We start from the raw sequence: 26,685 nt of genomic DNA on the forward strand, positions 1-26,685 counted from the left end.
CCTACACATTTGATTTGTCGAAACTTTGTTCAGTTTTCAAAGGTCTACCATGTTGCGTTTATGTATCGCAACAACGTCTACTTACTATACAGACCAAAGTCGAATTCGTCAACATACCATTTACTAGCTTTTTTATAGTTCAAAGAAGCATTGTTCGTTTTTTAACTATTAAAAGCTCATACGGAACTATTTTTGTTCGTATTAGTCGTCATTTAATTCAAAACAAGGGCCAAATGAAGACTCAAAATTAGCAAAAAATAAAAAGCCAAAAAAGTAAACTTTTTTGGCTTTCTCATTTTTATCTCATTTTAGTGAATTCGCGCTAGGAAATACTTCTTCTTCCCACGACGAACAATGACAAACTTTCCATCAAAATGGCTGGCAGGATCGATCTCAGCTTCAAGATCTGTGACCTTCTCACCGTTAATGCGAATTGCACCATTTTGAACATCTTCACGGGCCTGCCGTCTTGATGATTCAATCTTAGTATCGTCAACCAACCACAAAATGATGTTCTTCTTTTCTGCGGATACGTCAACGGACGGCATATTTTTAAAGCCTTGCTCGATTTCAGCCGTTGTTAAATCCGCAACGTTACCAGAGAACAACGCAGCCGTAATATGTTGTGCCTCCTCAACCGCCTGTTTACCATGAACAAATTCTGTCACTTCTTCTGCCAAACGGCGTTGTGCTTCCCGCTTTTCAGGTTGTGTCTCAACTTTGTGAGCCAGTTCATTGATTTCATCTTCATTCAAGAAGGTGAAGTACTTCAGGTATTTCACAACATCACGATCATCTTGGTTAATCCAAAATTGGTAAAATTCGTATGGCGTTGTCTTTTCGGGATCCAACCAAACTGCCCCACCGGCAGTCTTACCAAACTTTGTGCCATCGGCTTTAAGCATTAATGGAATCGTTAGTGCGTGGGCCCGGGCATCGGCGCCCTCAATCTTATGAATTAAATCAATCCCGGCCGTAATATTGCCCCATTGATCTGCGCCCCCAACTTGTAACTGAACGTCCTCTGCTTGGAATAGATGAAGGAAGTCAACGGATTGTAAAATCTGGTAGGTGAATTCAGTGAAGGAAATTCCGACTTCTAACCGGCTCGCAACGACTTCCTTGTTCAACATGGTATTCACGTTAAACAGCTTTCCATAATCACGGAGGAAGTCTAATAGAGAAAACTGTGATAACCAATCGTAATTATCAACGATCGTAAAGTTCTCTGTACCAAACAGGTTCTCCATCTGACTCGTCAAAGCTTCCTTATTGTGCTGTACTTGTTCCATTGTCTGGAGTTTACGTTCCGAGTTCTTCCCTGATGGGTCGCCAATCGCACCAGTTCCACCACCAATCAAAATTACCGGATGGTGTCCTTGCAATTGGAACCGTTTCAGCATCATAAACGGAATTAAGTGACCAATATGTAAACTGTCACCCGTTGGATCCACACCGCAGTATAGACTGATTTTCTTTTCATCAGTCAATTTCCGTAAGTCTGCTTCATCCGTTGTTTGATTGACGGCCCCCCGCCAGCGTAGTTCGTCAATTATGTTCATCTGTATCCTCCTAGTTTTTTGGATCAAAAAAGTCCCCGATCTCATATAAGATCAGGGACGAATATTCCGCGGTACCACCTTGAATTGAAAATATTGCTATTTTCCGCTCTTCGTCAGTAACGCGACGATCCGTTCATTTCTGAAAGTTCCGTAATTGTAATTCAATGCCTACCCACGTCTAGCTCACAGCCCCGCTAAATTTCTGGTTGTCCCGATAAACTTCTACTATATTACGTCATCACTTCAATTGTTGATTGTATTCTAGCGTGCCCACACCGAATTGTCAATTTTTATTCTATTATCTTATGCCTTGTTGATCCAAAAATGATTAAGCATATTCTTGGTTCAAGTCCGCAATCTCATGAACGTACTTCTTTGCAATAATGACCCGACCATTGAACTCATTGATTCGCATCAAGCTAGTGCGATCCGCCTCTTGAATACTGGCCATATCTAATTCAATCAAATAGGTGTTTTGATATTCCTTGGTTACCTTCCCCGTGAACCCTCGTTTAATCATCGGACAGCCGCTACTCGAAACTAAAAAGCGTTGATAGTTACAGTCATCGTTTTTCCACATATTGGTTCTCCTCCCCACTGATTATAAAATCTTATATTTTCTATAAGTTGGATATTAAACTTTAAATGTGAAGAATTTGTGAAGAATATTAGGAGAAAATAATAATAATGATTGCGCTTACATTTTAATTTAAGGTTCCTCTCCGATTGCAAGAATAAAATCAAGGCTTAACTTCCCTGTCAAATTCCCGTACAATAAGACAGACAAAATAATTGAGAGGTGTTCCCATGTATCAAAATAAAGTTTATCTCGCTAGTCCGTTCTTTTCAGACGAGCAAAAGAAACGCATCGATGTGGTGATGGATGCACTCAAGCATAATCCAACGATCGATGCAGAAGAAATCTATAATCCCCAAGAACACCAAGAAGAAAAGCTTCCTTTCGGTTCACGCGATTGGCAAGACTCGGTTTACAACACCGATATGCGCCAAGTTAAACGCGCCGATGTAGTTGTTGCGATTCTCGACTATAAGTACGAGGAACAAAACATGGAACCCGATGCAGGTACAATCTTTGAAATCGGTGCTGCCTGGGCTTGGCACATCCCTGTCATCATGGTTCAGTTCAACCCTGAAAACGAGCTCAACCTAATGTTGGCCCGGTCACACACCGCCATGTTTACTGGTAACAAGATTCAGGCTGGTTTAAGCAGCTACAATTTCAACACACTACCAACCGTTTGGACTGATATGAAAGTCTTTTAATAATAATTTGGTATACAAAAACACCGTCCTTATTGGACGGTGTTTTTTGTCATGATGATTAATCTTCTGACGTTTCAGTTTCCTGAGGTTGTTCGTTAATTTCTGGTAGTGGATCGACCAGTTTTTCTTCAGGTAGTAGCGTGTCTGCATAGACACTTTCTAAGTTGATATGCTTCTTATTAGCTTCAAAGTAAACGGGTTCCATCATCAACAATACTGGCAAATAAGCGCAGATTCCTAAGATCAAGATGATGACCAGAATGTACACAACCGCCGTTGGCATCGTGAAGCTACCGTAGTTAGAGCCAAAGTAGATGATCGCACTCCAGATCGCCGTCCACAAAATGACAGGGACAACGCCCGCAATCATCAAGATAATGTAGTTGATCTTTCGACCACCCATGAACCGCCGACTTGCAGTTAACGCGTGGCGCATTGATTGACCTAAAAATTCTGGTTGCTTCTCACGGTACAACAACAAGCCTTGAGAATATTCAACGCCCTTCCAGATGGCAATCACAGCACCAACTGCTTTCAAGATCGCCGCAACAATCTGGTTGCTACCGAAGAACCCGTTTAAGATATCCACCGGTAACTGCCACAATGTTGTGAATAACCAAACCCATAGTGCCAACCGAACCAGTTGCCACTTCTTCAAGCGTTTAAACTGGCTAAAGATTTGACGAATTTGAATCTTCCGACTTGGATCACGAACCACGTCTTGAAAATTAAATTGAATGGCCGTACGGAAGAAGTAGATGACAAAGAACAAAATAATGTAAAGTACTAACACTAGCAGCACGGTTAACGCACCGGTAATTAATGAAGTGATTGTACTCATCCCGTACATCATCATGTAATACTTCATCATCAGTGAGCGTAGCAACATGTAACCTACCACGCCTAGTCCAAGAATAATAGCAACTGAAATAACGAATAGTCCCACAAGCGCACCTACCGCACTCTTGTAGTTTGGTTTTAAGGCCTTCTTAATCTCAGCAAAAAACTGTTTTATTGATAAATTGCTTTCTTTCATTTCTCCACCTATCCGGGGATTGCCCCCTAAATTTAGTAAATCATAATCACCGTATGTTCGATTGTATCATAAACTTCTTTTTAACTGGTAGTTTACGGTCATAATTCAATAATTCATTACTTTTTGGTCATATTTTGTTCATGATGTCTGGCAAGGTACGTAAAAAGGCCCCGCTTTCGCGAGGCCGCAATCCTATTCAAATAGCTGATCAGGGATAAACAAGTCGCCCAACGTTGCGGCCATAATTGCTTTGATCGCGTGCATCCGGTTTTCAGCCTCGTCAAAGACCACCGAGTGGGGGCCATTAAACACATCATCGGTAATTTCGATGGCGGCCATCTGGAATTGTTCCCCGAGTGCCTTGCCGACCTCCGTCAAATGATCATGGTAAGCCGGCAAACAGTGCATGATGATCGTACTATCTTTACCAGTTTGATCCAGCAATGCCTGATTGATCTGGTAGGGTTTCAGCAGGTTAATTCGCTCAGCCGGATCAACATCTTCTCCCATTGAAATCCACACATCCGTGTAAAGGGCGTCCGCCCCTTGCACAGCCTCGGTTGGGTCTTCGGTCAGTAACACATGACTGCCACTCTTTTGAGCCGCCTCCTGCGCCAGCTTCACCACCGAGTCGGCTGGCCAGAGTGCTTTAGGAGCACCAATATGAATGTTAACGCCCAATTTAGCGGCCGTTACCAACAGTGAATTGCCCATATTGTTGCGGCCATCGCCAAGATAGGTCAGCGTCAGCCCATTTAAATGGCCAAAATTTTCCTTCAATGTCAAAAAGTCCGCAATCATTTGTGTGGGATGCCACTCGTTGGTTAACCCATTCCAGACGGGCACGCCACTATATTGTGCCAGTTGTTCTACCGTTTCTTGGGCAAACCCCCGGTATTCAATACCATCAAACATCCGGCCCAGTACCTTGGCGGTGTCGATGGTCGACTCCTTCTTGCCAAACTGAATATCATTTTTACCCAAGAATTCGGGATGGGCACCGAGATCAATGGACGCCACTGTAAATGATGACCGGGTCCGAGTTGACGTTTTTTCAAACAACAGTGCAATATTTTTGCCCTGTAAATAGGGATGCGGGATATTGTGATGCTTGAGGTATTTCAGGTGCGCGGCAAAGTCGATCAAATAGGTTAACTCACTGGATGAAAAGTCAATTTCCTTTAAAAAGGATTTATTTTGAAAATGATTCATGGTTTACTCCTCCCCGATGGTGGTCAGTACGGTCTTAATTTGTGCCAATCCAGCCAGTAAATCGGCCGAACTCATAACTAATGGTGGTAGTAGTCGCAGTGTATTGTGCTTGGCAGACAACGTCAGTATTCCCGCCTGTTGCAGCTGATCAATCACTTGGTTCACATCGACCGTGGTCTCTAATTGAATGCCGATCATCAGTCCCTTACCAGAAATTCCCGCCACCGCAGCTAACGGGGCAATTTCAGTTTGCAACGCTTGCCAGACCGGAACACTTTTTGCCTGGACTTCGTGTAAAAAGGTTGGTGTTAATTGCGCCAAGACTCCCTTGGCGGAAGCCAATGCGAGTTTGTTCCCGCCAAAGGTGGTGCCGTGGGTACCCGGTCCAAATGCCGGGGCCAATGCTTGCTTACCGATCATCGCTCCGAGCGGCAGCCCATTACCAATTCCCTTGGCTACCGTCACAATATCTGGATCCAAATCAAAGTTTTGATAGGCAAACTTCTGACCGGTTCGGCCCATGCCAGTTTGGACCTCATCAATAATCAGTAACGCCCCCGCAGCATGACAGGCGGTCTGAACATCATGAAGCCATTGTGGCTCACCATTGACCACCCCACCTTCACCCTGGATGACTTCAAGAATGACAGCGGCGGTTTGCTGATCAATGGCCGTAATGGCTGCTGGATCGTTGTAGTCGGCAAACTTAATGGCCGGTACCAGTGGTGCAAATCCAGCCTGAATATCGGGGTTACCGGTCAGCGACATCGCCCCGTATGTCCGCCCATGAAAGCTATTATTGAAACTTAAAACAGTCGGTTTGCCGGTGGCCTTACGGGCTAATTTTAGTGCCGCCTCGTTAGCTTCGGTACCTGAATTACAGAAAAACGCGAGCATCCCCGGTTCACATAGTGCTCCCGCAACCTCATCCACCAACGCGCTCTCGTACAAGTTTGAAGTATGCCAAATTTGACCAAGCTGTTCGGTGACGTTTTGTACGATCGTTTCATTACTATAGCCAAAATTGCAGACCCCGATTCCGCTCGTGAAATCTAAATATGTATGTCCCTGACGATCCGTCAGGTGCCAATCATGGCCTGCGACAATATCGATTGGATACTGCTGATAAGTTGGAAAAATATTTTGCATGCTAAATTACCTCCATGAATTAACCTGCGACCCGCTTGGTTGACCGATGTAAAATCGTGCCCGAACTGGTCAGATCATTTGTGATCAACACTTGATGGACCCCATCATGTAACGCATTAAAAGCGGCCTTAATTTTAGGCATCATACCTGCTTTAATTTGTTTTTGCTCAAATAGTTGATCTGCGCCCTCCTGATCCAGTAGTGGCACGACCTTGCCCGCATTGAGGACCCCCGGAACATCTGTGAGTAGTACCAGCTTATTTGCCCCCAGCTTAGCCGCAATTGCGGCGGCCGCCGTATCCGCGTTGACGTTTAGTAAATGCCCATCAATAGTCTGGGCCAATGGTGCCAATACCCCGATTTCATCATGCAAGACTTCTTGCAACCAGGTTTCATTGACGCTGGTAATCTGGCCAACTTCGCCATATTCCTTTTGATCTAGGTATTCTCCACCCAGCAATTGATTATCACTGGTGTTCAATCCGACAACGTGCAGATGATGCTGACTAAACTGCTGGCAAATTGCGGGTTGCACAACGCCGAGGAGTACCGCTTGAGTCACGGCGAGCGTCTTGGCATCTGTCACCCGAATACCATGATGCTTGTGGACCGTTAGCCCCATCTGATCCGACCAACGACTAATTTGTGGTCCGCCACCATGAATCACCAGAATGTGTTTGCCTTCGGCTTGCCAGCGCGTTAACTGCTGATAAAACTGTTGCGGCAACTGATCACTGGCATGACCACCGACCTTAATTACAATTGTTTCTGCCATCGTCATCCACACTCCCTCTTAACTATGGTAGGCGGCATTGATCTTGACGTATTGGTACGTCAAATCACACCCCCAGGCCTGTCCTGTACCCTCACCGCTATTCAAATCAACTTTGATTTTGACGACTGATTCTCCCAAACTAGCCTTCATTTCGGCTGCATCAAATAAAGCCGCCTGACTGTTCTTAACAATGAGCAGACCGTTAAACCAAATTGACACATGATCAACATCGACGTGTGCGTCGGTCTGCCCGATCGCGCCCATCAGTCGGCCCCAGTTCGGATCCTCACCAAAAATGGCCGCTTTCACGAGGTTAGATCCGACAATTGCCTTCGCGACCATCTGGGCCTCATCATGGTTAAGTGCACCAATGACATCTGTTTCAACAAGTTTCGACGCCCCCTCGCCATCCTGCGCGATTGACTGTGCCAAGAAGCTCAATACCTGATGAAAAGCAGCGACAAACGTGTCATAGTCCTCTTGATCTGGCGTTAGAGTCTGGTTGTTCGCCATCCCGTTTGCCAGGACCACGACCATATCGTTTGTGGATGTATCACCGTCCACCGTGATCTGGTTAAAGGTTTCGTCCACTTCTTGACTCAACAGCTTCTGCAACTGATCCCCGGTGATCTGAGCATCGGTGGTTACAAAACCAAGCATCGTCGCCATATTAGGATGAATCATCCCCGATCCCTTTGCAAAACCGCTCATTGTCACAGTCTGCCCATCCAGTTCAAATTGGATACTAATCGTCTTGGGATGCAGATCGGTGGTTAAAATGGCCGTCGTTACCGCATCGTTTTTAGTCAATTGTAAGTGATCTAATCCAGCTTCGATAACGCCCATCGGAAGTTGCTCACCGATAATTCCGGTTGAGGCGACCCCCACAAGTTCTGGTGCAATTCCGAGTTTTTGTGCCGTCCAAGCCTGCATCAATGCGGCATTTTGAGCACCTTGGACACCCGTGCAAGAATTCGCATTCGCACTGTTCATGATCATGGCCTGTAAGTGATGGGTTGCCTCAATCGTTTGTTTGGTCAGCTTAGTGGGAGCGGCCTGAAACTGGTTGGTCGTATAAACGCCCGCCGCTGCAGCCGGAACCTCTGAATAAAGCCAGCCCATATCCTTTTTGCCTTCTCTAAGTCCCGCATTAAGTCCGTCGCTATAAAAGCCCTGTGGCCAAGTATAGGTTGCTAATGTCGTTATGTTTTTAGTCGTTGTCACTGTCATTTTCAAGTCCCCTTCTTTATGGTAATAAGACATCCGTTGGTAAACCGTCCGCTTCATCAAACCCATTCATTTGATTAAAGTTTTGAATTGCTTGCCCACCGGCACCCTTGACGAGATTATCAATGACGCTCGCCACCATAATGGTATGCGTTGCCTCGTTATATATAACCCCTAAGTCACAGTAGTTAGTTCCCACAACCTGCTTAATTGTCGGCATTTGCTGCCCAGTATAGCGGACAAATGGCTGGTTAGCGTACGTCGTTTGAAACACGTGATCAACCATCGTCGCCGTCGTCGTGGGGGTCGCCTTAACGTAAATCGTGGCTAAAATTCCCCGGGTGATTGGCAATAGCGTGGTACTAAATTGGATGGCACTCACCGTCGAATCCCACTGCTGGAGTTGCTGCACGATTTCAGGAATGTGCTTATGTTCGTTCACCTTATAAAGTTGCAGGTTATCATTTACCTGTGTGAAGTGGGCCATTGCCGATGGCGTCTTACCAGCACCAGACGTTCCCGACTTAGCATCGACAATAATCGAATCGACATCGACCAAATGGTCTTGGATCAATGGAGCCAATCCCAGCAACGTTGCGGTCGCATAGCAACCAGGATTAGCAATGTAGGATTGGTGTCGCGCATCATTTAATTCAGCTAATCCGTAATGGGCCATCTGTAAATCCGCCAACTTTGCAGCTGGCTTGTGATACCACTTTTCATAGGTTGCCGGCTGCTTTAAGCGGTAGTCTCCCGATAGATCAATGACCGGAAAATGGTGTGCAATGAACGGCGCCGCTAATTGTGAAGTGACCCCGGCCGAAGTGGCAAAAAAGACCGCATCGTTATGGGCCATAATTTTGCTACTATCATATGGAAGAACTTGGTGCGTGTGATCGCCAACGAATAAGGGGACCACCTGTGATAAGGGGGTCGGTACCGTTTGTTGATGACCGTATAATTCAATTTGAGTGACCTGTGAATGGTGCTGTAGCATTTGATAGAGCACCATACCACCGTAGCCAGAAATCCCGACTAGTGCAATTTTCATCTTCATCATCTCTCTATATGCATTTCGTGAATCTTTATTAATTGGTATCAGATTACAATGAATGTTTAGAAAAAGCAAGTTGTTTTTTATTTTTATTCATTAATATTCGATATATACTATATTTTATTCATTTATCGCTAACTTTTTCCATATTTTATGAAGTTTAGTATTGACTATTCATTCAATAAACAGTTAATATAGTGACAAATAATTTGAATAAACATACGGAGGGATACCGAATAATGAAAAAATACCTCACATTATCAGATGGCACCACTTTTGAAGGACTTGCTTTTGGCGATCACAACGCCCTCGCAGCTGGCGAAGTCGTATTTAACACTGGCATGACCGGTTATCAAGAAGCAATCACAGACCCTTCTTATACCAATCAACTTCTGACATTTACTTACCCCCTCATTGGGACCTATGGGATCTTCAAAAACCAAAATCAAAGTTCTCAGTCTACCTGTCAGGCTGTTTTAGTGCGGCACCTCGAAAATGAAATCGGAGACGCCAACCTATCATTAGATGCTTGGTTAAAAGATCTGCACATCCCCGGAATGAGCAATCTGGATACACGGGCGCTCACCAAGCATATTCGCCAGCATGGGACCCTTAAGGCGATCATCGCCAATGAACCACTGACCGTGGCCGATTTCAACACCCTTTATCCCACGCTCAGCACTGAACTCAGTAAAAAGCCCCAGCTTCAGCATCAAACTTACCTCGCACTGCATGCGGACTACCATGTTGTTGTCATCGACTTTGGCATCAAGCAGGGCATCATTAGTGAACTGCTGGCGGCCAATTGCGACGTGACCGTGCTCCCTTACACAACGAGTCTGGCTGAAATTAAGCAGGCCCATCCCGACGGCATTCTGATTTCAAACGGTCCTGACGATCCCAGCGTCTACACCGACTACTTACCCCTTATCCAGCAATTGGAAGCCTGCTATCCAGTGGCCGGCATTTGCCTTGGTCACCAGCTTCTCGCCCTTGCCAACGGGGCCAAGACTTACCAACTACCGTTTGGTCACCGGGGTCTCAACCATCCCGTTAAACTGTTAACGAGTAACCACACCATTATGACCAGCCAAAATCACGGCTACGCTGTCGATCCCGCATCACTGAAGGATACCGATCTCGTCGTGACCGCAGTTGAGGGTGACGATCACACCATCGAAGGGTTGGCCATGCAACACATGCCCGTCATCAGCGTCCAGTTTCATCCGGAAGCTAATCCCGGCCCCCTTGATGCCACTAATTTCTTCCACCAATTCAAACAATTAATGCACAAAGAGGTGAAATTGCATGCCTAAAGACCACTCCATTCATAAAATTGCCGTCATTGGTTCCGGCCCCATTGTCATCGGGCAAGCCGCTGAATTTGATTACGCTGGTAGTCAGGCCTGCATTAGTCTGCGTGAAGAAGGTTACGAGGTCGTCTTGATCAACTCCAATCCGGCGACCATTATGACTGACGATGAAATTGCCGATCAGGTTTACTTGGAACCCCTGACCCTGGAATCCGTCAGTGCGATTTTAGCCAAGGAACGCCCCGACGCCCTGCTCCCAACATTGGGCGGTCAAACCGGGTTAAACCTTGCCGTGGAACTCAACGATGCCGGTGTTTTAGATCAGTACCACATCCAGCTACTGGGGACCGGCCTTGCGACCATCGAACAGGCTGAAGATCGCGAAAAGTTTAAGCAACTCATGCAAGACATTCACCAACCCATTCCAGCCAGTCTCACGGTGCACTCACTCGCAAGCGCCCTCCAATTTGCTGATCAAATCGGCTATCCAGTCATCGTGCGGCCAGCCTACACCCTCGGTGGAACGGGCGGTGGAATTGCAGCTACCCCCGCGGAACTGACTAAAATTGCCACCCGCGGGCTCGCAATGTCTCCCGTGACCGAATGTCTGATCGAAAAAAGTATCGCTGGCTTCAAGGAAATCGAGTTTGAAGTCATGCGGGATGCAAACGGCGACAAGATTAGCGTCTGCTGCATGGAAAACTTCGACCCCGTCGGCATCCACACGGGGGATTCAATCGTGGTCGCCCCCAGCCAATCGCTCAACGATCAGCAGTTTCAGCGTCTCCGTTACGCTTCACTCGCCATTGTTGACGCGCTTCAAATCAAGGGGGGCTGTAACGTTCAACTCGCACAAGATCCGCATAGCGACCAATACTACGTTATCGAAGTCAACCCCCGGGTGAGTCGTTCTTCAGCCCTCGCCTCAAAAGCCACCGGCTACCCGATCGCCAAAATTACGGCCAAAATCGCAATTGGGCTCACCCTCAGTGAGATCACAAACCCCGTGACCGAAAGTACCTACGCCGCCTTTGAACCTGCGCTAGACTACGTGGTCGCCAAAATTCCACGGTTACCATTCGATAAATTCACCGGTGCCAACCGAGAATTAGGCACTCAAATGAAGGCTACCGGTGAAGTCATGGGCATTGGGCTCACCCTGGAAGAAGCCCTCCTCAAGGCCGTTAGTTCCTTAGAAATCGAACCGCAAGTCCAAGCAACGCTTCTTCCGCTCAACGTGCCAACCGATACAGAGCTCACAACGGCATTGCAACACCCGACCGACCAGCGTCTTTTCGAACTATTTGCCGCCCTTGATCGTGGTTGGACTATCGACAAGATCGCAGCACTGACCCAAATCACCCCCATTTTTCTCCACAAACTGAATCATATCTGGCAACTCAAGCAGCAACTCGGTCAGGGACTAACACCCGACCGTTTGGCCACCGCGAAACAGTTCGGTTTTAGTAACGACAACATCGCTGCAGCTACAGGACAACCAATCGCCGCGATTGAAGCGCAATTAACCGAGGCTCAGTTGACGCCGGTTTATAAAATGGTAGATACCTGTGCTGGTGAATTTGCGAGCGAAACCCCTTATTTTTACAGTAGTTTCTTTCCGGGCGAAAATGAAAGCCAACCGTTGGGTAACAGCATCATCGTGCTGGGATCCGGTCCAATTCGAATCGGGCAAGGCGTGGAATTTGACTACACCACCGTGCACTGCGTCCAGGCGATTCAAGCGGCGGGGTACCACGCCATCATCATTAACAATAATCCGGAAACCGTCTCAACTGACTTTTCAATTTCAGACAAACTGTACTTCGAACCGCTCACCATCGAGAGTGTCATGCACATCGTTGACCTCGAACACCCGCTGGGCGTGATCGTCCAATTTGGGGGGCAAACGGCAATCAACCTAACGCAGGCCCTCGTCGATCACGGTGTCCACATCATGGGCACCTCGTTAGCCGGCATCACCCAAACGGAAGATCGGCACCAATTTGAAGAACTTCTGAAAACCCAACAGATTGCCCAGCCCGCTGGTGCCACCGCCATGAATCTTGCGCAAGCCCAGCAGATCGCGCCTCAGATCGGCTATCCAGTTATGGTGCGCCCGAGCTTTGTCCTTGGCGGACGCGCCATGGCTGTTGTCCATGACGAAACCGAGCTCGCAACCTACGTTGCCAAAGCCATGCAGGCCGCACCGCATCAACCCATTTTAATCGACCACTATGTCGCCGGTATCGAGTGTGAAGCAGATATTCTCAGCGACGGGCATAACGTTTTCATCCCCGGAATCATGGAGCATTTAGAAGGTTCTGGGATTCACTCCGGTGATTCAATTGCCGTGTACCCGCCCCAGCGACTCACCCAGGCTCAAAAAGACGCCATCATTGCGACTGCGATTAAAATTGGTCAACAGGTGCACTGTGTGGGCATGATGAACATTCAATTTATCGTTAGTGACCAGGTATACGTCATTGAAGTCAATCCGCGGGCTAGCCGGACAGTCCCGTTCATGAGTAAAGTGACCGGCCAACACCTCGCCAAGATTGCCACTAAGTTAATTTTGGGTCAGTCATTGACCGACCTTCACATTCAGCCTGGTTATGCGCCAGAACCCGATCACGTGGCCGTCAAGGCGCCCGTCTTCTCCTTCACCAAGCTGGCGGGAATGGCTTGTTCGCTATCCCCCGAAATGAAATCGACGGGTGAAACGATCGGGATTGCGCCCACCTACCAAGAGGCGCTGGCTAAATCGTTGGATGACAGTTACCACCTTAAGCCCGTCCAAGACGGTCAAGTTGCGATTCTCGATGAAACTGCTGGGCAGGATCACTCATTACGCACCATGCTTGATCAAACCGGTGTTGAGACGTTAGTCGCTCCCAGCACTGAACAGCTCGCACAATTAACGCCCTCAAATGTCTGGCTAGTCGTCAATAACGCCCCCGAGCAAACCACGGCCACGCCACTGAACTACTTCGCCCTCAGTAGCGAAATTCCGTTCTTCAGTGCGACTGAAACGCTCAAAGGGATTCTAGCTGCCCTAAACGTTCCCATCGCCTAGCAAAAAAGCTTGGAAAACACATCGTTTTCCAAGCTTTTCTTATTTTATTATGTTCTTGATTGACTCACTAATCGGTAACTAGACCTGACTAAAGACCTTCTTTTCCAGTCGATAGGTTGTATCACACATTTCGGCCACCGCAGATTCATGGGTCACAATGATGACACACTTGCCCTGTTCATGCGCAATTTTTTGAAAGAGTCCCACGACCTCAACCGTGTTATTCTCATCTAGGTTACCGGTGGGTTCATCGGCAACAACCAGTTGGGCATCGCATGCCATGGTTCGTGCGATCGCGACCCGTTGCTGTTGCCCCCCAGAGAGGTGTTGCACATTTTTACGCATCAGATCTTCGGTAATTCCGAGCTTCTTGAGCATCGTCGCCGCAAACTCCTTATCGCCGGCATGTTGGGAACCCGTAATCGCCATTGCTGTCAGTAGGTTATCTAATGGCGACATGTACGTAAATAGGTTATAGGACTGAAACACCACTGAAACGTCTCTTTTACGATAGTTTGTCATGCCAATTTTTTTAATATCCTGACCTTCGTACAGAATTTGTCCCGCCTTAGGTTGATCGAGGCCCGCTAATAGGGACAGAAACGTCGTCTTACCAGAGCCGCTTTGCCCAACAATTGCGTAGGATTGGCCGGCTTCAAACGTCAGATTGACATCTTTGAATAAATAATCGTCTTTATGGGTGTACCAGTACCCAATATTTTTGGCTTCTAACATGTTAGGCCCTCCTTTTATGACTCGATGAGTACTTTCTTCGGTTGCAGGCGTAAAATACCACCTGAAGCCAGCATCGTTGACAAGAAGATAATGGCTAATCCAAAGCCACCTAATTCCACCATTGTCAGTGCGGTGACGTTAATGTCCAGGTCAGTGTCCGCGCTGGCACTCGTCGTACCAGTTTGACCGCCCATACTGCTATGAACGGCCATGCCACCGCCTTGACCGCCGCCACTCGGTGCACCACCACTTGGACGACTACCGCCACCCATATTACCGCCGTTGGAATCACCGGGAGCCGAAATGGTTGCTGATGATGACTGGGTCTGTTGTGACATTAATTCACTGCCCAGCTTATCGCCGACAAACTTACCACCAATGCCAGCTAAGCACAGCGATACCACAAGGACCATCACCAGTTCCGCAAAGAACTGACCGACAATCTTCCATCGTGCTTCACCCATTGATAGTAAAATACCAATTTCGTGACGCCGTTCGCGAATCATTAAGATAACGATCAATGCCAGAATAATGGTTCCAGCAATCGCCACGAGCCATACAATCTTATCGGCAAAGGATTTGATGTTGTTCATTGACGATTTCACCGCTTGGTAACTGCTATCGTTAGTTGCGAGTGAGTACTTGCTGGTATTGATCAATTTCTTGCCCGCTGCCTTAACACTGTTAACCTTCGACGGGTTAGAAATAGTAAATGTGACCGAATCGGCAGTGCCCGCGTACTTGCTGCCCTTAACCGTATTCGCTAACGTGTATGACGAATAGATTGTGTTGGCGGGATCACTGGCACCAGGACCCATTTGGGTTGAAGAACTCGATGTTGATTTATAAATTCCGACGATCTTCAACTTGTAAGTCTTACCGCTCTTCTTCACGGTGATGGTATCTCCAACGCTCAAGCTATCTTCCTTAGCTAATTCAGATTCCACCACAACGTTGTTCGTGTTCTTATCAGAACTGGTTAGACCACGGCCCTTTGTAATCTTGTTCGTGCCATCCGTAAAGCTGGTCGATTGGCTGGTGTTAGTCACCCCAGAAAGGGAGATATCACCCGAACTACTACTTGAAGCGCCCCCTGGCATTGTGCTTGTCGAGCTGGACGTCGAAATCGCGTCAAAACTCTTGGCGTTAACCGAGGCTGAAACCGTCGCATTATAACTCGCCACGTTGGCCAATTTAGCAATCTTCTTGGCATCACTCAGCTTAACCGACGACATCTTCAACTTAGGTTTAGATGATGATGAGCTTGACGCCCGCATCTTCTTGAACGCCGACGACCGATTGGCCGACAAGGTAAGTGTCGCGCCGACACTCTTTTTGGCATTGGCAGTCGCCTGATCAGCCGCCGTATGGATTAGCATCCCTGCTAAAACAAACAACATTATGGCGGTCGTGACTAACACAAGTAGTACCGACCGTCCCTTCTTAGCTGATAGGCTGAGCCAGGCCCGTTTTAAAAAATTCATAATGGCCCTCCTTAAAAAAATAGTATTAATAATTGATGTTTATTACTTTAGCTAATAATCGTGACTAAATTATGAATTTCACTTGACCTATTATGTATCATTTCTAGGAGTTTAATATTATGGATTCAATCAATGATATACCGGCATTGAAAATTATCTGCTCATCATTTCGCCGTCTCTTGCGGCTAATACGGCATTTTTTCAAAAAACACCGTCGGCTTCACCATATCAATCGTCAACAGTTCAAAATTAATTTCTCCAATTTAACCAAATAACCTGTAATTTCTAACAAATTCAAGCTATATTATTAGTAGTAATATGTTTCGCTAAATTTTGAAAAGTAGGGAGTCGTTAACGTGTCAATTTCAAAAGATGTACTGAAAGTTCAGCCTTCCGCCACTCTGGCAATGTCTGCCAAAACTAAAGCCTTGATCGCCAAGGGTGTCGACGTCATCAACCTGTCAATCGGGGAACCGGATTTCACCACCCCAGAACCAATCAAACGGGCGGCAATTGATGCGATTGAATCTGGTAAAGCCAGTTTCTACACTCCTGCCGGTGGTCTACCAGAATTAAAGCAGGCCATCTGCGACCGCATTCAACTCGAAGACGGTGTCACTTACACTCCAGACCAAGTGATTGTGACAGATGGGGCCAAGTTTTCACTATTTCTAATCTTCCAAGTGATTCTCAATGCTGGTGAAGATGTCTTGCTTCCCGAACCATTCTGGGTCAGCTACGCCGAACAAGTTCATCTGGCCGGTGGCAACGCCATTGCCGTACCAACGACTGGCAAGGATCACAAAGTTACGGTTGCTGATTTGGAAGCTGCAATCACCCCCACTACCCAAGCGTTGGTCATTAATTCACCACAAAATCCATCTGGCTTAATTTACGAAGCCGCTGAATTAAAAGCCATCGGTGATTGGGCGGTGGCCCACGATATTACCATCATTGCTGACGATATTTATAGTAATTTGATCTTCAACGGTCACGAGTTTACTTCAATCGTCACCCTTGGCGAAGCAATCAAGCAACACACGCTCCTAGTTTCAGGCGTTTCAAAAACCTACTCAATGACCGGCTGGCGGATTGGTTACGTTCTCGGCGATGCCAAGACCATCAAGATCATGAATACCGTTGCGAGTCACGCAACTGGTAATCCGGCCGCTGTCAGCCAATACGCCGCGATTGCCGCCTTAACCGGCGATCAAAAAGAAGCGCAAGCAATGCGTGCCGCATTCGAAGACCGACTCAACACGATTTATCCCAAAATTGCGGCGCTTCCCGGTTTTGATCTCCCCACGAAACCACAGGGGGCCTTCTACCTTTTCCCCAATGTGAAAAAGGCCGTTCAACTTTGTGGATTCGCCTCGACAGAGGACTTTGTGGAAGCCCTCTTGACGCAGGCCCACGTTGCAGTGGTCAGCGGCAAGGCCTTCAGCCAGCCCGATCATATCCGGCTCAGCTACGCAAACAGCAAAGAAAATCTATTAAAGGCCTACGAACGGATTAACCAATTTATGCAAGATCATATGCAATAGTGCGCACCCAAAAAACCAGGACTGATTTTTCTCAGTCCTGGTTTTTATAATCATTAGCGTAAAACGTCAAAATCCGTTGAAAGGTCATAATGTCGTCGTACGTAAACTTCATCGATAATCGTTCATTTTCTTTCAGCATATACTGAGACACAACATTTTCCAATTTAATGGCATCGGGCAGCAACTGAACCTGCTTTTGACGGGCGTCATCTTTGAGCACCTGCCGAACAATTAACTGCTTTTTTTCCATTCGTTGTAACATTGTCGTCGCAGTCGAACGTTGAATATTGAATTCATGTTCAATATCTCGTTGCGTTACGACTCGACCCTCATGACGGCCGATAAAATCAATGATCGCCATCTGCATACTGGTTAAACCATACTGCTGGGCAAACTGATCAAAATTCCGGTTCAACTGATTTGCCGCTTTTTTTAACAACCGCCCATTGTCTTGGGTCATGTCGCCATCTCCAATCGTTAGTTAACTAGCGGTAGCCACTATAGCATAGTTTGCTGCGCACCCGCAAGTAACTTATCGATTGGATTTTGCTAATCTAGCGGTCCCTTGCCTAAAAAGGCGGAAACCATCCAAATGTTCTTATCAATCTCACTCTTAAATCCATTTAGCATATCTTGGGTCGGAAAATCACGTTCTTCATCAGCCGCATCCATTCCCAACTGATACTGACCAGCCAGATACTTAAACTGATCATCTAGGCGATGCATATAGTCCGGTAACTCGTATTGCTGCCAAGTCACCCTTTCGTCTGGTAATCCGGTATGATCGATAAACTCGTGAGTGGTCGCGTATGGTGAGCCACCCAGCGCAATTAACCGTTCCGCCACTTCATCTAACTGATCCGCTAAGGTATCATTAAAATCATCCATCTTGGGGTGTAACTTAAAAAATTCTGGGCCCCGCATATACCAGTGAATTTGCTGAATATTGGTCTGTAACTGACTTAAATCGGCAATCAATTGATTCAGTTGGGCCATTGTTTTGGGATATTTAACTTCGGTCATGTCTGAACTCCTCTCAAATCCTAGCAGCTAATCAACTATAAATCTAGCTTATCTGAAAGAGCTTCCTTTCGCAAATTATTTGCATACAAAAAGTAGTGCCCAGCGCAATTGGACACTACTTTTTTCAGTCAAATATCAATTAAACGTACTTAATCCCACCGTCAACCATGATGGCTTGACCGGTGATATAGTCAGCTTTGTCACTAGCCAAAAATGATACTAAGTTGGCAACATCGGCTGGTTGCTCGCCACGACCAAGGGCAATGCCGGAAAGGTATTGCTTGATTGATTCGCCAGCTGGTACCCCGTGCAATTCACCCATTTCGGCATCAATTTGGTCCCACATTGGTGTCAATACGATTCCTGGGCAGTAGGCGTTAACCGTGATCTTATCTTGAGCCAATTCTTTGGCTGCAGCCTGCGTAATGCCACGAATGGCAAACTTAGTGGCTGAGTAAGCTCCTAATAATTCGAATCCTTCATGTCCCGCAATTGAAGAGGCATTGATGATCTTCCCTGGAGTTCCCTGCTTCTTGAACTGTGTGGCAGCGGCCTGAATGCCGAATACCGTTCCCTTAACGTTGATGTTTAATAGACGATCTAGGTCTTCTTCTTCGGTATTAATTACTTGTGCAACGTGGGCAATCCCCGCGTTGTTTACAAATACGTCCAAGTGGCCTAGTTGTGCAACAGTTTGTGCAACACTGTCGAAAACTTCTTGCTTACTTTGAACATCTGCCTTGATGGCAATGGCCTTGCCACCGGCTTCGTTAATATCATTTGCGACACGTTGAACTTTATCCAAATGACGTCCAGCTAAGGCAACTTGAAAGCCATCATTAGCTAGTTGTTTCGCGATTCCTTCACCGATTCCTTGACCGGCACCAGTAATTAATGCAACCTTTTCTGTCATTAAAACTACCCCTTCTTGTGAATTAGTATTCAGATTTGTTAAAGTTATTATGACACTTAGTTGCACATAAATAAAGTACAATATGCAAAAAATTTCATTTCTTTTTTTGATTTGCTTCTGCGTCACCGACCCTTATAATAGAAACTAACAATTCTACTTTTAACGGGAGGGCCAACATGAAAATTACGATAATTCAACACGTCGCGTTTGAAACCCCGGGACTAATCAATGAATGGATCCGCGCCCACGGGTATCACTCCGACCTCATTCAAACTTTCAACGGTGATTCACTACCAAGTGCCGATGATATTGAATTTCTAGTTGTCCTCGGTGGCCCCATGAGTGTCCACGACGACTACGCCTGGCTCAAGGAAGAACGACGACTAATCCAAACCGTGGTCACCCGTAATCTACCGATGTTAGGAATTTGCCTCGGCGCTCAACAACTGGCCATGACATTTGGCGCTCAGGTTACTCCCAGTCCGATCGAAGTTGGTTGGGGCCCCGTCGCAAGTTCCCAGACGACCCGCCAACTTCTTAAAAAATTTCCCCGTCAGTTCACCGCTCTTCATTGGCATGGTGAGGGCTTTGAAATGCCACTCCAGTCGATACCACTCTTTTCGTCACCAACGTGGGCCAACCAAGGATTCCAATTTTTGAACGCAATTGGCCTTCAATTCCATCTGGAAACGACACCAACGACACTACTTTCATTAGTTGGTGAAGACCGTGAATTCATCAAGCAATCGATCTTTGATACCAGTGTGGATCAGATCATCAACCATCCATTAGACCCTCACAATCAAGATTTATTGTTCCAAATTCTCGATTATTTGACTGTCGCTGCTAATTAGCAGTTATGTATTAAAAGGCCACCATCTCTTTCGATGGCGGCCTTTTAGATTGGTGCAATTAAACTTTTTCAACTACTTTTTTAGAATATGTTTGTTGCTCGTCAGCTGTTTTGCGATCTTGGGGTGCCGGACGCATCTGTTGTAACTTACGATAGCTTCTCAGACTACCGAAAATAAATACCAAAATTCCAAACCAGATGAACGCAAACACGACTGCCTTATGCCAGCTGAAGGCTTCATGTAATACAAATACCGCCATCAATAATTGAATGGTGGGGTTCAAATATTGAATGAATCCCAGAGTAATAAAATCCGTATTTTTAGTGGCTACCGCAAACAAAAGCAGCGGAATTACCGTGATCACACCGCTTGAAATCAACAGCAGTGTAATATGCGGTCCGTTTTGAGTCATTACATGCGGTGATAGTAACAGATAGACGACCGCAATCGGGGCCACAAACAAGGTCTCCAAGGTTAACGAAATCGTGGCCGGTAACTGAACCTGCTTTTTGATCAGACCGTAAAAGCAAAACGAACCTGCCATCAATAGCGTATTCAACGGCAACGATCCCGTTTGAACCGTCAAAATCACCACGCCAATAATAACAAAGAAAATCGCAATCAGTTTCGTTCGCGACAACTGTTCGTGTAAAAAGAGGATGGCGACGGCGACGTTCATCAGCGGCATAATGTAATATCCTAAACTCGCTTCCGTTGCTTGGTGATGCCCCACCATGTAAATGTAGATCAGCCAGTTCACCGAAATTAGCAGGGAACTGAGTACAATCCACCCAATTTTTCGATTTTTAGTCAACGTCAAAATCGTTTGCCAAACCACACGCCAGCTACGTTGCATAGTCAGAACAATCCCAATCGTCACAAGTGACCACACAATTCGATACGCCAACGTATCCATGGCCGGTACCGCGTGTAACAGTTCCCAGAAAACCCCCAGCATCCCCCACAAAATATAGGCTGCCAGTCCCGTGCTCACACCTAATCGTTTATTCTCCATACACATCTCTCCTACCTGTAAGTATTCCTAATAGCGTACTCCAGCTTGAAATAACTTTCAATGGTAGAACGTCCCATCACAGCATCAAAATTGGGTGACCAACTGGCCACCCATCGAATCGGCTATTTATTTCGTCGAACCAGCTTACCTAACCCTCCAAGCGGGGCCATCTCTGACTCGACTAAGCCTCTATTTCAAATTTAATACCGTTAACTTTTCACGCGACATCGACAAAATACTGTTGTGCACCCCTTGGGTTCCCATCCCCGAGGCCTTGACGCCTAAGAATGGAAAATTATCTGGTCCCCGTGATGGACGCCCGTTGACTTGAACGGTCCCCGCTTCGACACCCCGTGAAATCTCAAGGGCCTCATCGATATCCTGCGTAAAGACGCTGGCCTGTAGACCGAAATCTGACCGGTTCGCTAGATCAATCGCCTGCGCATTGGACGTGACGCGGATAATTGGCAGTACTGGGCCAAAGGGCTCGACCCAGGCAATATCCATCTCCGGCGTTACGTTATCCAATAGTGTTGGTGCCAACAAATTACCGTCTCGTTGATTACCAGTAACCAGTGTGGCCCCCTTGGCCAACGCGTCATCAATCAAGCCTTGGACAAAATCTGCCGCCTTGTCATCGATTAACGGGACCACATCGCTGCCTTCAGCCGGTGACCCAACTTTTAGGGCTTCTACTGCAGGTTTTAGTTTGGCGACCAATTCATCGGCCACCGCCTCGTTGACCAGTACCCGTTTCACCGCCGTACACCGTTGACCAGAATAGGCAAAGGCGCCACCAATAATATTTTTGGCAGTGCGGTCCAAATCAGCGTTCTGGCACACAATTGCCGGATCCTTACCACCGAGTTCCAAAACTAGTGGAATCATGATCGACTTCTGTGAGAGGTGCTTTCCCGTCTGGGTGCTCCCCGTGAAACTAATCATGTTAATGCCGGGATGTTCCGTGAGGTAATCTCCGATAATAGCGCCGTGACCCGTTAACAGACTTAAGACACCGGCTGGAAAGCCTGCGCGATCAAACGCCTGAATCATTTTAATACCACAAATGGAACCTTGGGTGGCCGGTTTGAAGATCACCGTATTACCCGCCATCAACGCGGGTGCAATTTTTGCCGCCGAGAGATTAATCGGGTAATTAAATGGCGAAATCGCTAACACCGTCCCTAGTGGGACCCGGGTAATAATCCCGAGCTTATCTTTTGACCCACCGGGGAAACCGTCGCCTCGCACACTCTGACCATGCATGTGTAAAGCTTCTTGGACGGTGTAATGAATTAAATCTACCGTTCGCAAAACCTCTTTTTTAGCATCTTCGAAATTCTTACCGACTTCATCCATTACGGCCATGGCAAGTGCGTTAACATCGGCTTCGATTTCATCTGCCCACCGATCTAAGTACTGCCCGCGCTCATTCATTGATAAGTTGGCCCATGATCCCTGGACACGGTGCGCCGCCGCAATTGCCTGATCAACTTCGTTTTGCGTCACGGACTGTACCGAACCGATCACCTCATGCCGCCATGGCGATCGAATTTCAATCGTTTCTTGAGATTCACTCTCCTGCCACTGCCCTGCAAAATACGCCTGATAACTTGTTAAAACATCCACGTCAAATCCCCCTCGCTCGTTTGCTTATGTATTATAAGTTTATTTGATAGTCAATAAACGTTATTTAGTATTCTAATTGGCTAATATTCAAAAGTAAAGCTCAATTCTTGTATATTAGTTTCGTATATTATACTTTTATCTCATTTTTGCACAGTTCATTTGCATTTGATGGCATTCATGCAAACGGTCGTTAAAAAGAAAGCGTTTCACTTGTGATTAAACCAGCAATCACTGTGAAACGCTTATTTTGTATTTTTTTCAAACGTGCAAAAAATTAATTTTTAACTTTTTTTGAGGATGGGTCGAGACGGTGTTCCAAAAAGCCTAATACACCGTCGGCAATAATTGCCATTAAGGCTGTCGGCAAGGCGCCGGCGAGGATAATCGCCCCACCATCCGTCGCATTGGTTCCCCGAATGATAATATCACCCAGACCGCCAGCACCCACGAACGAGCCAATCGCCGTAATTCCAATTGCCAGGACCAAGGCGTTTCGTAAGCCAGCCATGATCACCGACATCGATAAGGGCAGCTCGACGTAGTAAAGTCGCTGCCAAGAGGTCATCCCAATGCCCTTCCCCGCATCGATCACGTCCTTATTGACGTTTTGCATACCCGTGTAGGTATTCTTCAGAATTGGAAGTAGCGAATAAAGAAAGACCGTCACAATCACCGTATTGACCCCCAACCCGAGGCCGAGCATCAAAATCGATAGCATCGCCAACGATGGAATTGTTTGAATAACGTTCGCTAATCCCACCACCGTCGAACTTAGTTTTCGATACCGTGAAATAAATATTCCAAGGGGAATCCCAACAATTGCCGCTAACAAGACCCCGTAGATCGAGATCAAAAAGTGCCGGCCAAACTGTTGCAAGACGTACATGCCATTTTGCATAAAGTACGTGATTAATTGCTGCCATAAATTCATTCCAGCCATTAGTTTGACCCCCCTTCAAAATAGTGATGCGTCTTCAAAAACTTCGCTGCCACAACATCCGGCTCTTCCAAATCATTATCTACTTGGTAATTGAGCTTTTGCATCGTCTTAACTGAAATTTTGCCGGCCAGTTTATTTAGCACCGGTTTTAACTCTGGATGCTTCTTCAAAATCGCCTCGGTCGCCACTGGTGACGCCTCGTACGGTGGGAAGTAGTGTTTGTTATCCTTCAACATCTTCAGGTTATAACTGCTAATTCGACCATCCGTCGAATACCCGAGTACGGCATCCATCTTGCCAGAAGCCAACGCATCGTAAACGAGTCCGATTTGCATCGAGTACAGATGGTTAAACCCAAACCCGTAGATTTGCTTGAAACCGTCATACCCATCACCGCGTCGATCACGCCAAGCCTGGTCGATACCTGCTTTCATTTCCGCAGCGTGTGCTTTCATATCCGATACATTATTTAAGTGGTACTTTTTGGCCGTCTTTTGCGTAACCATCCACGAATAGGTATCCGCAAACCCATAGGACTTCAGATAAATGAGATGATACTTATTCTTAAACGTCTTCACCACCGTCCGATTATCCTTCGTCGGATTATGGCTGGTAGTTTTACCAAGAATATCGGACAAATCCGTGCCGTTATAACGAATTGCCGAAATATCAGCATCCCCATTACGAAGGGCCGCAAAACTAACATTCGCAGAGCCTAAGTTTTGAATAATGGTCACTTTGAGTGGCGTATAATGTTCAATCATTTGTTTATCAATCGCCGCGACAATTTGTTGTTCCGTCGTACTTTGCGCCGCAATTCGCACCGTATTACTCGACGAATTGCTTAGTCCGGGAAATCCACAACCGGCTAACGTCAGCGTGAGTACCCCCACAAGGCTGAGTAAGAATGCCCATTTTTTCTTTTTCATCTGGGACCTCCTTACGCGCGTGCCGTCTTAGGCGTCACAAGCTGTTCAACTTTGCCTAAGAGGTAATCGGTGACCAGTGCCAATATGATGACCGGAATCGACCCACCTAAAATAAGATCACTACGGTACAAGTTCAACCCATTAAAGATAAAGTCCCCCAGTCCACCAGCACCAATATACGATGCCAGTGCGGCCCAAGCGATCACGAACGTGGCCGATAGTCGAATTCCCGACATAATGACGGGCGCCGCCAGTCGCAACTCAACCTGAAAAATTGACTGGATATTATTCATTCCAATCCCCTTTGCCGCATCTAAAACGGCCGGATTAACATTTTTGATTCCGAGATAAGAATTTCGCAAAATTGGGAGGAGGGAATAGATAAACAGGGCCACGATGGCGGGCAAATTACCGATCCCAAAAATTGGAATCATCATGGCTAGTAACGCCATCGAAGGAACTGTTTGAAGCACACTTGCCAGACCAATGACGAAACCGGCAATTTTGTCAAACCGCGTTAAGACAACGGCTAGCGGAACGGCAACGATGATCCCTAACCCCAGCGAAATAAATGAAATATAGATATGTTGCCAGGTTTTCTCCAACAAATCAATTCCATTAGCTTGCAGGAAATTAATCATCTAATGCCCCCTTTGCCGGTGCAATCGTATCCTTCTTTTGCTGGGCGGTAACCGCATTTTTCAGTTCAGGAACGGCATCATCCCCACTATCCTCTTGGCCCCACAACGCGTCATACACCATATCCACGAGGGTGGCCCGGGTCACAATTCCGACGAGCTTTCCCGCTTGATTAATGACCGGAATGTTTCGGTAACCCAACTTCAGGATTCGGTTCACGGAATCACGAATGATCGAGCTTTCATGGACAAAGTAGATCTCACGATTCATGACTTCGCTGACCGGCCGTTTCCGGTGATATCCCAGATCCAGCTGCTCGATATCAAGCACACCGACGAGATGATCTTCGTCATCCGTTACTAGGAGCGTATCAACTCGCTTTTCATGCATGGTTTGAAGCGCCCTATGTAAGGATGCATTTTCAGAAATGCTAATCGGCGCCTTCAGCATAATTTGACCAACGGTCGTCACACTTGGCCGCGCTTGAATCAACCGGTCTTCCCCAATCAAATGCTTCACGAAGTCATTTTTAGGATGCTTTAAAATATTATCTGGGGAATCCATTTGAACGATTTTACCTTCTGACATGATTACGATTTTGGTTGCTAATCGTAATGCCTCGTCCATATCATGCGTCACAAAAATAAACGTCTTCCCTAACCGCTTTTGTAAATCCAACACAAGATCTTGTAGCGATTCCCGTGTGATTGGATCAAGTGCGCCAAACGGTTCATCCATCAAAATAATATCTTGATTAGCCGCAAACGCCCGCACAACTCCGATTCGTTGTTGCTGCCCACCAGATAATTCAGACGGATAACGATCTAAAAATTCAGTTGGTAGTTGTGCCAGTTTAATTAGTTTTTCTGCTCGCTGAGCCCGTTTTTCCTTGGACCATTTGAGTAATTTAGGAACTAATGTGATGTTGTCACGGATGGTCATATGCGGCATCAACCCAACATCTTGAATCACATAACCTAATTTGCGACGGAGTTTCACCGGATCCATTTTGGTGACATCCTCATCGTTGAGTAAAATTTTACCCGACGTCGGATTAATCATCCGGTTAATCATCCGCAGTGTCGTCGTCTTTCCTGATCCGGAAGTACCGATAAAGCAGACAAAGTCACCAGCGTTAATATCCACTGAGACGTCTTCTACGGCTACTTTTCCACCAGGATATTCTTTTCTTAAATGTTGTAATGATATTAGCAATGAGTACCTCCTCTTTTACCACTATTTCTTTCTTATCGTATCGTACTTGTGCACTTCATTTCAAATGATACACGTTTTCC

Annotated in this window: 24 protein-coding genes; 5 read left to right on the forward strand and 19 right to left on the reverse strand. The window is 46.5% G+C overall.

Annotated features, from left to right (window positions below; genetic code table 11):
- Window positions 1-308: 308 nt before the first annotated feature.
- Window positions 309-1,562 (reverse strand): tyrosine--tRNA ligase, encoded by a 1,254-nt coding sequence (tyrS, locus tag FC26_RS07030; RefSeq protein ID WP_057779138.1) that lies wholly within the window; start codon window positions 1,560-1,562, stop codon window positions 309-311.
- A gap of 328 nt (window positions 1,563-1,890) precedes the next feature.
- Complete coding sequence (locus FC26_RS07035; protein ID WP_057779140.1) at window positions 1,891-2,142, reverse strand: hypothetical protein; 252 nt, start codon at window positions 2,140-2,142, stop codon at window positions 1,891-1,893.
- A gap of 227 nt (window positions 2,143-2,369) precedes the next feature.
- On the opposite strand from FC26_RS07035, the gene FC26_RS07040 reads away from it, so the two are divergent.
- Window positions 2,370-2,846 carry a nucleoside 2-deoxyribosyltransferase gene (locus FC26_RS07040; RefSeq protein ID WP_057779142.1) on the forward strand — a complete coding sequence of 159 codons (477 nt, stop codon included), beginning with the start codon at window positions 2,370-2,372 and terminating at the stop codon, window positions 2,844-2,846.
- A gap of 58 nt (window positions 2,847-2,904) precedes the next feature.
- Here the strand turns inward: FC26_RS07040 and FC26_RS07045 are convergent, their stop codons facing one another.
- From FC26_RS07045 to argC, 6 genes are all read right to left on the reverse strand, one after another.
- Window positions 2,905-3,882: a hypothetical protein gene (locus FC26_RS07045; protein WP_057779145.1), complete on the reverse strand. Its 978-nt coding sequence runs from the start codon at window positions 3,880-3,882 to the stop codon at window positions 2,905-2,907.
- Between the two features lie 192 nt (window positions 3,883-4,074).
- Window positions 4,075-5,094: an ornithine carbamoyltransferase gene (gene argF, locus FC26_RS07050; RefSeq protein WP_057779147.1), complete on the reverse strand. Its 1,020-nt coding sequence runs from the start codon at window positions 5,092-5,094 to the stop codon at window positions 4,075-4,077.
- A gap of 3 nt (window positions 5,095-5,097) precedes the next feature.
- A complete protein-coding gene (locus FC26_RS07055; RefSeq protein WP_057779149.1) occupies window positions 5,098-6,243 on the reverse strand; it encodes an acetylornithine transaminase in 1,146 nt (381 codons plus the stop codon).
- A gap of 19 nt (window positions 6,244-6,262) precedes the next feature.
- Entirely contained in the window at window positions 6,263-7,018 is a 756-nt protein-coding gene (argB, locus tag FC26_RS07060) for an acetylglutamate kinase (protein ID WP_057779242.1), read from the reverse strand.
- 18 nt (window positions 7,019-7,036) lie between these two features.
- On the reverse strand, window positions 7,037-8,248 hold the full coding sequence (gene argJ / locus FC26_RS07065; protein ID WP_057779151.1) for a bifunctional glutamate N-acetyltransferase/amino-acid acetyltransferase ArgJ: 1,212 nt from the start codon (window positions 8,246-8,248) through the stop codon (window positions 7,037-7,039).
- Between the two features lie 16 nt (window positions 8,249-8,264).
- Window positions 8,265-9,296 carry an N-acetyl-gamma-glutamyl-phosphate reductase gene (gene argC, locus FC26_RS07070; protein WP_057779153.1) on the reverse strand — a complete coding sequence of 344 codons (1,032 nt, stop codon included), beginning with the start codon at window positions 9,294-9,296 and terminating at the stop codon, window positions 8,265-8,267.
- 242 nt (window positions 9,297-9,538) lie between these two features.
- On the opposite strand from argC, the gene FC26_RS07075 reads away from it, so the two are divergent.
- Entirely contained in the window at window positions 9,539-10,615 is a 1,077-nt protein-coding gene (locus FC26_RS07075; RefSeq protein WP_057779155.1) for a carbamoyl phosphate synthase small subunit, read from the forward strand.
- A complete protein-coding gene (gene carB / locus FC26_RS07080; protein ID WP_057779156.1) occupies window positions 10,608-13,685 on the forward strand; it encodes a carbamoyl-phosphate synthase large subunit in 3,078 nt (1,025 codons plus the stop codon). The genes FC26_RS07075 and carB overlap by 8 nt, the downstream gene beginning before the upstream one ends.
- A 78-nt stretch (window positions 13,686-13,763) precedes the next feature.
- On the opposite strand, the gene FC26_RS07085 is transcribed toward carB, so the two are convergent.
- Together FC26_RS07085 and FC26_RS07090 are read right to left on the reverse strand one after the other, a co-directional pair.
- Complete coding sequence (locus tag FC26_RS07085) at window positions 13,764-14,420, reverse strand: ABC transporter ATP-binding protein (RefSeq protein WP_057779158.1); 657 nt, start codon at window positions 14,418-14,420, stop codon at window positions 13,764-13,766.
- Between the two features lie 14 nt (window positions 14,421-14,434).
- Window positions 14,435-15,904, reverse strand: a complete 1,470-nt coding sequence (locus tag FC26_RS07090) for an ABC transporter permease (RefSeq protein ID WP_057779160.1) — start codon at window positions 15,902-15,904, stop codon at window positions 14,435-14,437.
- Window positions 15,905-16,260: 356 nt separating this feature from the next.
- Here FC26_RS07090 and FC26_RS07095 point away from each other — a divergent pair, with 356 nt between their 5' ends.
- A complete protein-coding gene (locus tag FC26_RS07095; protein WP_057779162.1) occupies window positions 16,261-17,448 on the forward strand; it encodes a pyridoxal phosphate-dependent aminotransferase in 1,188 nt (395 codons plus the stop codon).
- A gap of 31 nt (window positions 17,449-17,479) precedes the next feature.
- Here FC26_RS07095 and FC26_RS07100 read toward each other — a convergent pair whose 3' ends face one another.
- From FC26_RS07100 to FC26_RS07110, 3 genes are all read right to left on the reverse strand, one after another.
- Window positions 17,480-17,908: a MarR family winged helix-turn-helix transcriptional regulator gene (locus FC26_RS07100; RefSeq protein ID WP_057779164.1), complete on the reverse strand. Its 429-nt coding sequence runs from the start codon at window positions 17,906-17,908 to the stop codon at window positions 17,480-17,482.
- Between the two features lie 89 nt (window positions 17,909-17,997).
- A complete protein-coding gene (locus FC26_RS07105; protein ID WP_057779167.1) occupies window positions 17,998-18,471 on the reverse strand; it encodes a Dps family protein in 474 nt (157 codons plus the stop codon).
- Window positions 18,472-18,610: 139 nt separating this feature from the next.
- A complete protein-coding gene (locus FC26_RS07110) occupies window positions 18,611-19,384 on the reverse strand; it encodes an acetoin reductase (RefSeq protein ID WP_057779169.1) in 774 nt (257 codons plus the stop codon).
- Between the two features lie 176 nt (window positions 19,385-19,560).
- On the opposite strand from FC26_RS07110, the gene FC26_RS07115 reads away from it, so the two are divergent.
- A complete protein-coding gene (locus tag FC26_RS07115) occupies window positions 19,561-20,238 on the forward strand; it encodes a type 1 glutamine amidotransferase (RefSeq protein WP_057779171.1) in 678 nt (225 codons plus the stop codon).
- Window positions 20,239-20,296: 58 nt separating this feature from the next.
- On the opposite strand, the gene rarD is transcribed toward FC26_RS07115, so the two are convergent.
- From rarD to FC26_RS07145, 6 genes are all read right to left on the reverse strand, one after another.
- Window positions 20,297-21,253: an EamA family transporter RarD gene (gene rarD, locus FC26_RS07120; RefSeq protein WP_057779173.1), complete on the reverse strand. Its 957-nt coding sequence runs from the start codon at window positions 21,251-21,253 to the stop codon at window positions 20,297-20,299.
- Window positions 21,254-21,442: 189 nt separating this feature from the next.
- Window positions 21,443-22,882 carry an NADP-dependent glyceraldehyde-3-phosphate dehydrogenase gene (locus tag FC26_RS07125; RefSeq protein WP_057779175.1) on the reverse strand — a complete coding sequence of 480 codons (1,440 nt, stop codon included), beginning with the start codon at window positions 22,880-22,882 and terminating at the stop codon, window positions 21,443-21,445.
- Between the two features lie 274 nt (window positions 22,883-23,156).
- Window positions 23,157-23,822, reverse strand: coding sequence for an ABC transporter permease (locus FC26_RS07130; RefSeq protein ID WP_057779177.1), 666 nt, complete (start codon window positions 23,820-23,822; stop codon window positions 23,157-23,159).
- Window positions 23,822-24,751: an osmoprotectant ABC transporter substrate-binding protein gene (locus FC26_RS07135; RefSeq protein WP_057779179.1), complete on the reverse strand. Its 930-nt coding sequence runs from the start codon at window positions 24,749-24,751 to the stop codon at window positions 23,822-23,824. The genes FC26_RS07130 and FC26_RS07135 overlap by 1 nt, the downstream gene beginning before the upstream one ends.
- Before the next feature lie 11 nt (window positions 24,752-24,762).
- Window positions 24,763-25,392 carry an ABC transporter permease gene (locus FC26_RS07140; RefSeq protein ID WP_057779181.1) on the reverse strand — a complete coding sequence of 210 codons (630 nt, stop codon included), beginning with the start codon at window positions 25,390-25,392 and terminating at the stop codon, window positions 24,763-24,765.
- Complete coding sequence (locus FC26_RS07145; protein WP_057779183.1) at window positions 25,385-26,605, reverse strand: betaine/proline/choline family ABC transporter ATP-binding protein; 1,221 nt, start codon at window positions 26,603-26,605, stop codon at window positions 25,385-25,387. The genes FC26_RS07140 and FC26_RS07145 overlap by 8 nt, the downstream gene beginning before the upstream one ends.
- Window positions 26,606-26,685 lie beyond the last annotated feature (80 nt).

The sequence above is a fragment of the Paucilactobacillus vaccinostercus DSM 20634 genome (assembly GCF_001436295.1).
Taxonomy (GTDB): Bacteria; Bacillota; Bacilli; order Lactobacillales; family Lactobacillaceae; genus Paucilactobacillus; species Paucilactobacillus vaccinostercus.

Bases quoted from the DNA above. Each gene is read 5' to 3' on its own strand.
- argC (WP_057779153.1), bottom strand. From the start codon at position 9,296: ATGAAAATTGCACTAGTCGGGATTTCTGGCTACGGTGGTATGGTGCTC.
- FC26_RS07055 (WP_057779149.1), bottom strand. From the start codon at position 6,243: ATGCAAAATATTTTTCCAACTTATCAGCAGTATCCAATCGATATTGTC.
- argB (WP_057779242.1), bottom strand. From the start codon at position 7,018: ATGGCAGAAACAATTGTAATTAAGGTCGGTGGTCATGCCAGTGATCAG.
- FC26_RS07110 (WP_057779169.1), bottom strand. From the start codon at position 19,384: ATGACAGAAAAGGTTGCATTAATTACTGGTGCCGGTCAAGGAATCGGT.
- FC26_RS07090 (WP_057779160.1), bottom strand. From the start codon at position 15,904: ATGAATTTTTTAAAACGGGCCTGGCTCAGCCTATCAGCTAAGAAGGGA.
- FC26_RS07140 (WP_057779181.1), bottom strand. From the start codon at position 25,392: ATGATTAATTTCCTGCAAGCTAATGGAATTGATTTGTTGGAGAAAACC.
- rarD (WP_057779173.1), bottom strand. From the start codon at position 21,253: ATGGAGAATAAACGATTAGGTGTGAGCACGGGACTGGCAGCCTATATT.
- FC26_RS07105 (WP_057779167.1), bottom strand. From the start codon at position 18,471: ATGACCGAAGTTAAATATCCCAAAACAATGGCCCAACTGAATCAATTG.
- FC26_RS07135 (WP_057779179.1), bottom strand. From the start codon at position 24,751: ATGAAAAAGAAAAAATGGGCATTCTTACTCAGCCTTGTGGGGGTACTC.
- FC26_RS07100 (WP_057779164.1), bottom strand. From the start codon at position 17,908: ATGACCCAAGACAATGGGCGGTTGTTAAAAAAAGCGGCAAATCAGTTG.
- FC26_RS07045 (WP_057779145.1), bottom strand. From the start codon at position 3,882: ATGAAAGAAAGCAATTTATCAATAAAACAGTTTTTTGCTGAGATTAAG.
- tyrS (WP_057779138.1), bottom strand. From the start codon at position 1,562: ATGAACATAATTGACGAACTACGCTGGCGGGGGGCCGTCAATCAAACA.
- carB (WP_057779156.1), top strand. From the start codon at position 10,608: ATGCCTAAAGACCACTCCATTCATAAAATTGCCGTCATTGGTTCCGGC.
- FC26_RS07085 (WP_057779158.1), bottom strand. From the start codon at position 14,420: ATGTTAGAAGCCAAAAATATTGGGTACTGGTACACCCATAAAGACGAT.
- FC26_RS07035 (WP_057779140.1), bottom strand. From the start codon at position 2,142: ATGTGGAAAAACGATGACTGTAACTATCAACGCTTTTTAGTTTCGAGT.
- argF (WP_057779147.1), bottom strand. From the start codon at position 5,094: ATGAATCATTTTCAAAATAAATCCTTTTTAAAGGAAATTGACTTTTCA.
- FC26_RS07130 (WP_057779177.1), bottom strand. From the start codon at position 23,822: ATGGCTGGAATGAATTTATGGCAGCAATTAATCACGTACTTTATGCAA.
- FC26_RS07075 (WP_057779155.1), top strand. From the start codon at position 9,539: ATGAAAAAATACCTCACATTATCAGATGGCACCACTTTTGAAGGACTT.
- FC26_RS07115 (WP_057779171.1), top strand. From the start codon at position 19,561: ATGAAAATTACGATAATTCAACACGTCGCGTTTGAAACCCCGGGACTA.
- argJ (WP_057779151.1), bottom strand. From the start codon at position 8,248: ATGACAGTGACAACGACTAAAAACATAACGACATTAGCAACCTATACT.
- FC26_RS07040 (WP_057779142.1), top strand. From the start codon at position 2,370: ATGTATCAAAATAAAGTTTATCTCGCTAGTCCGTTCTTTTCAGACGAG.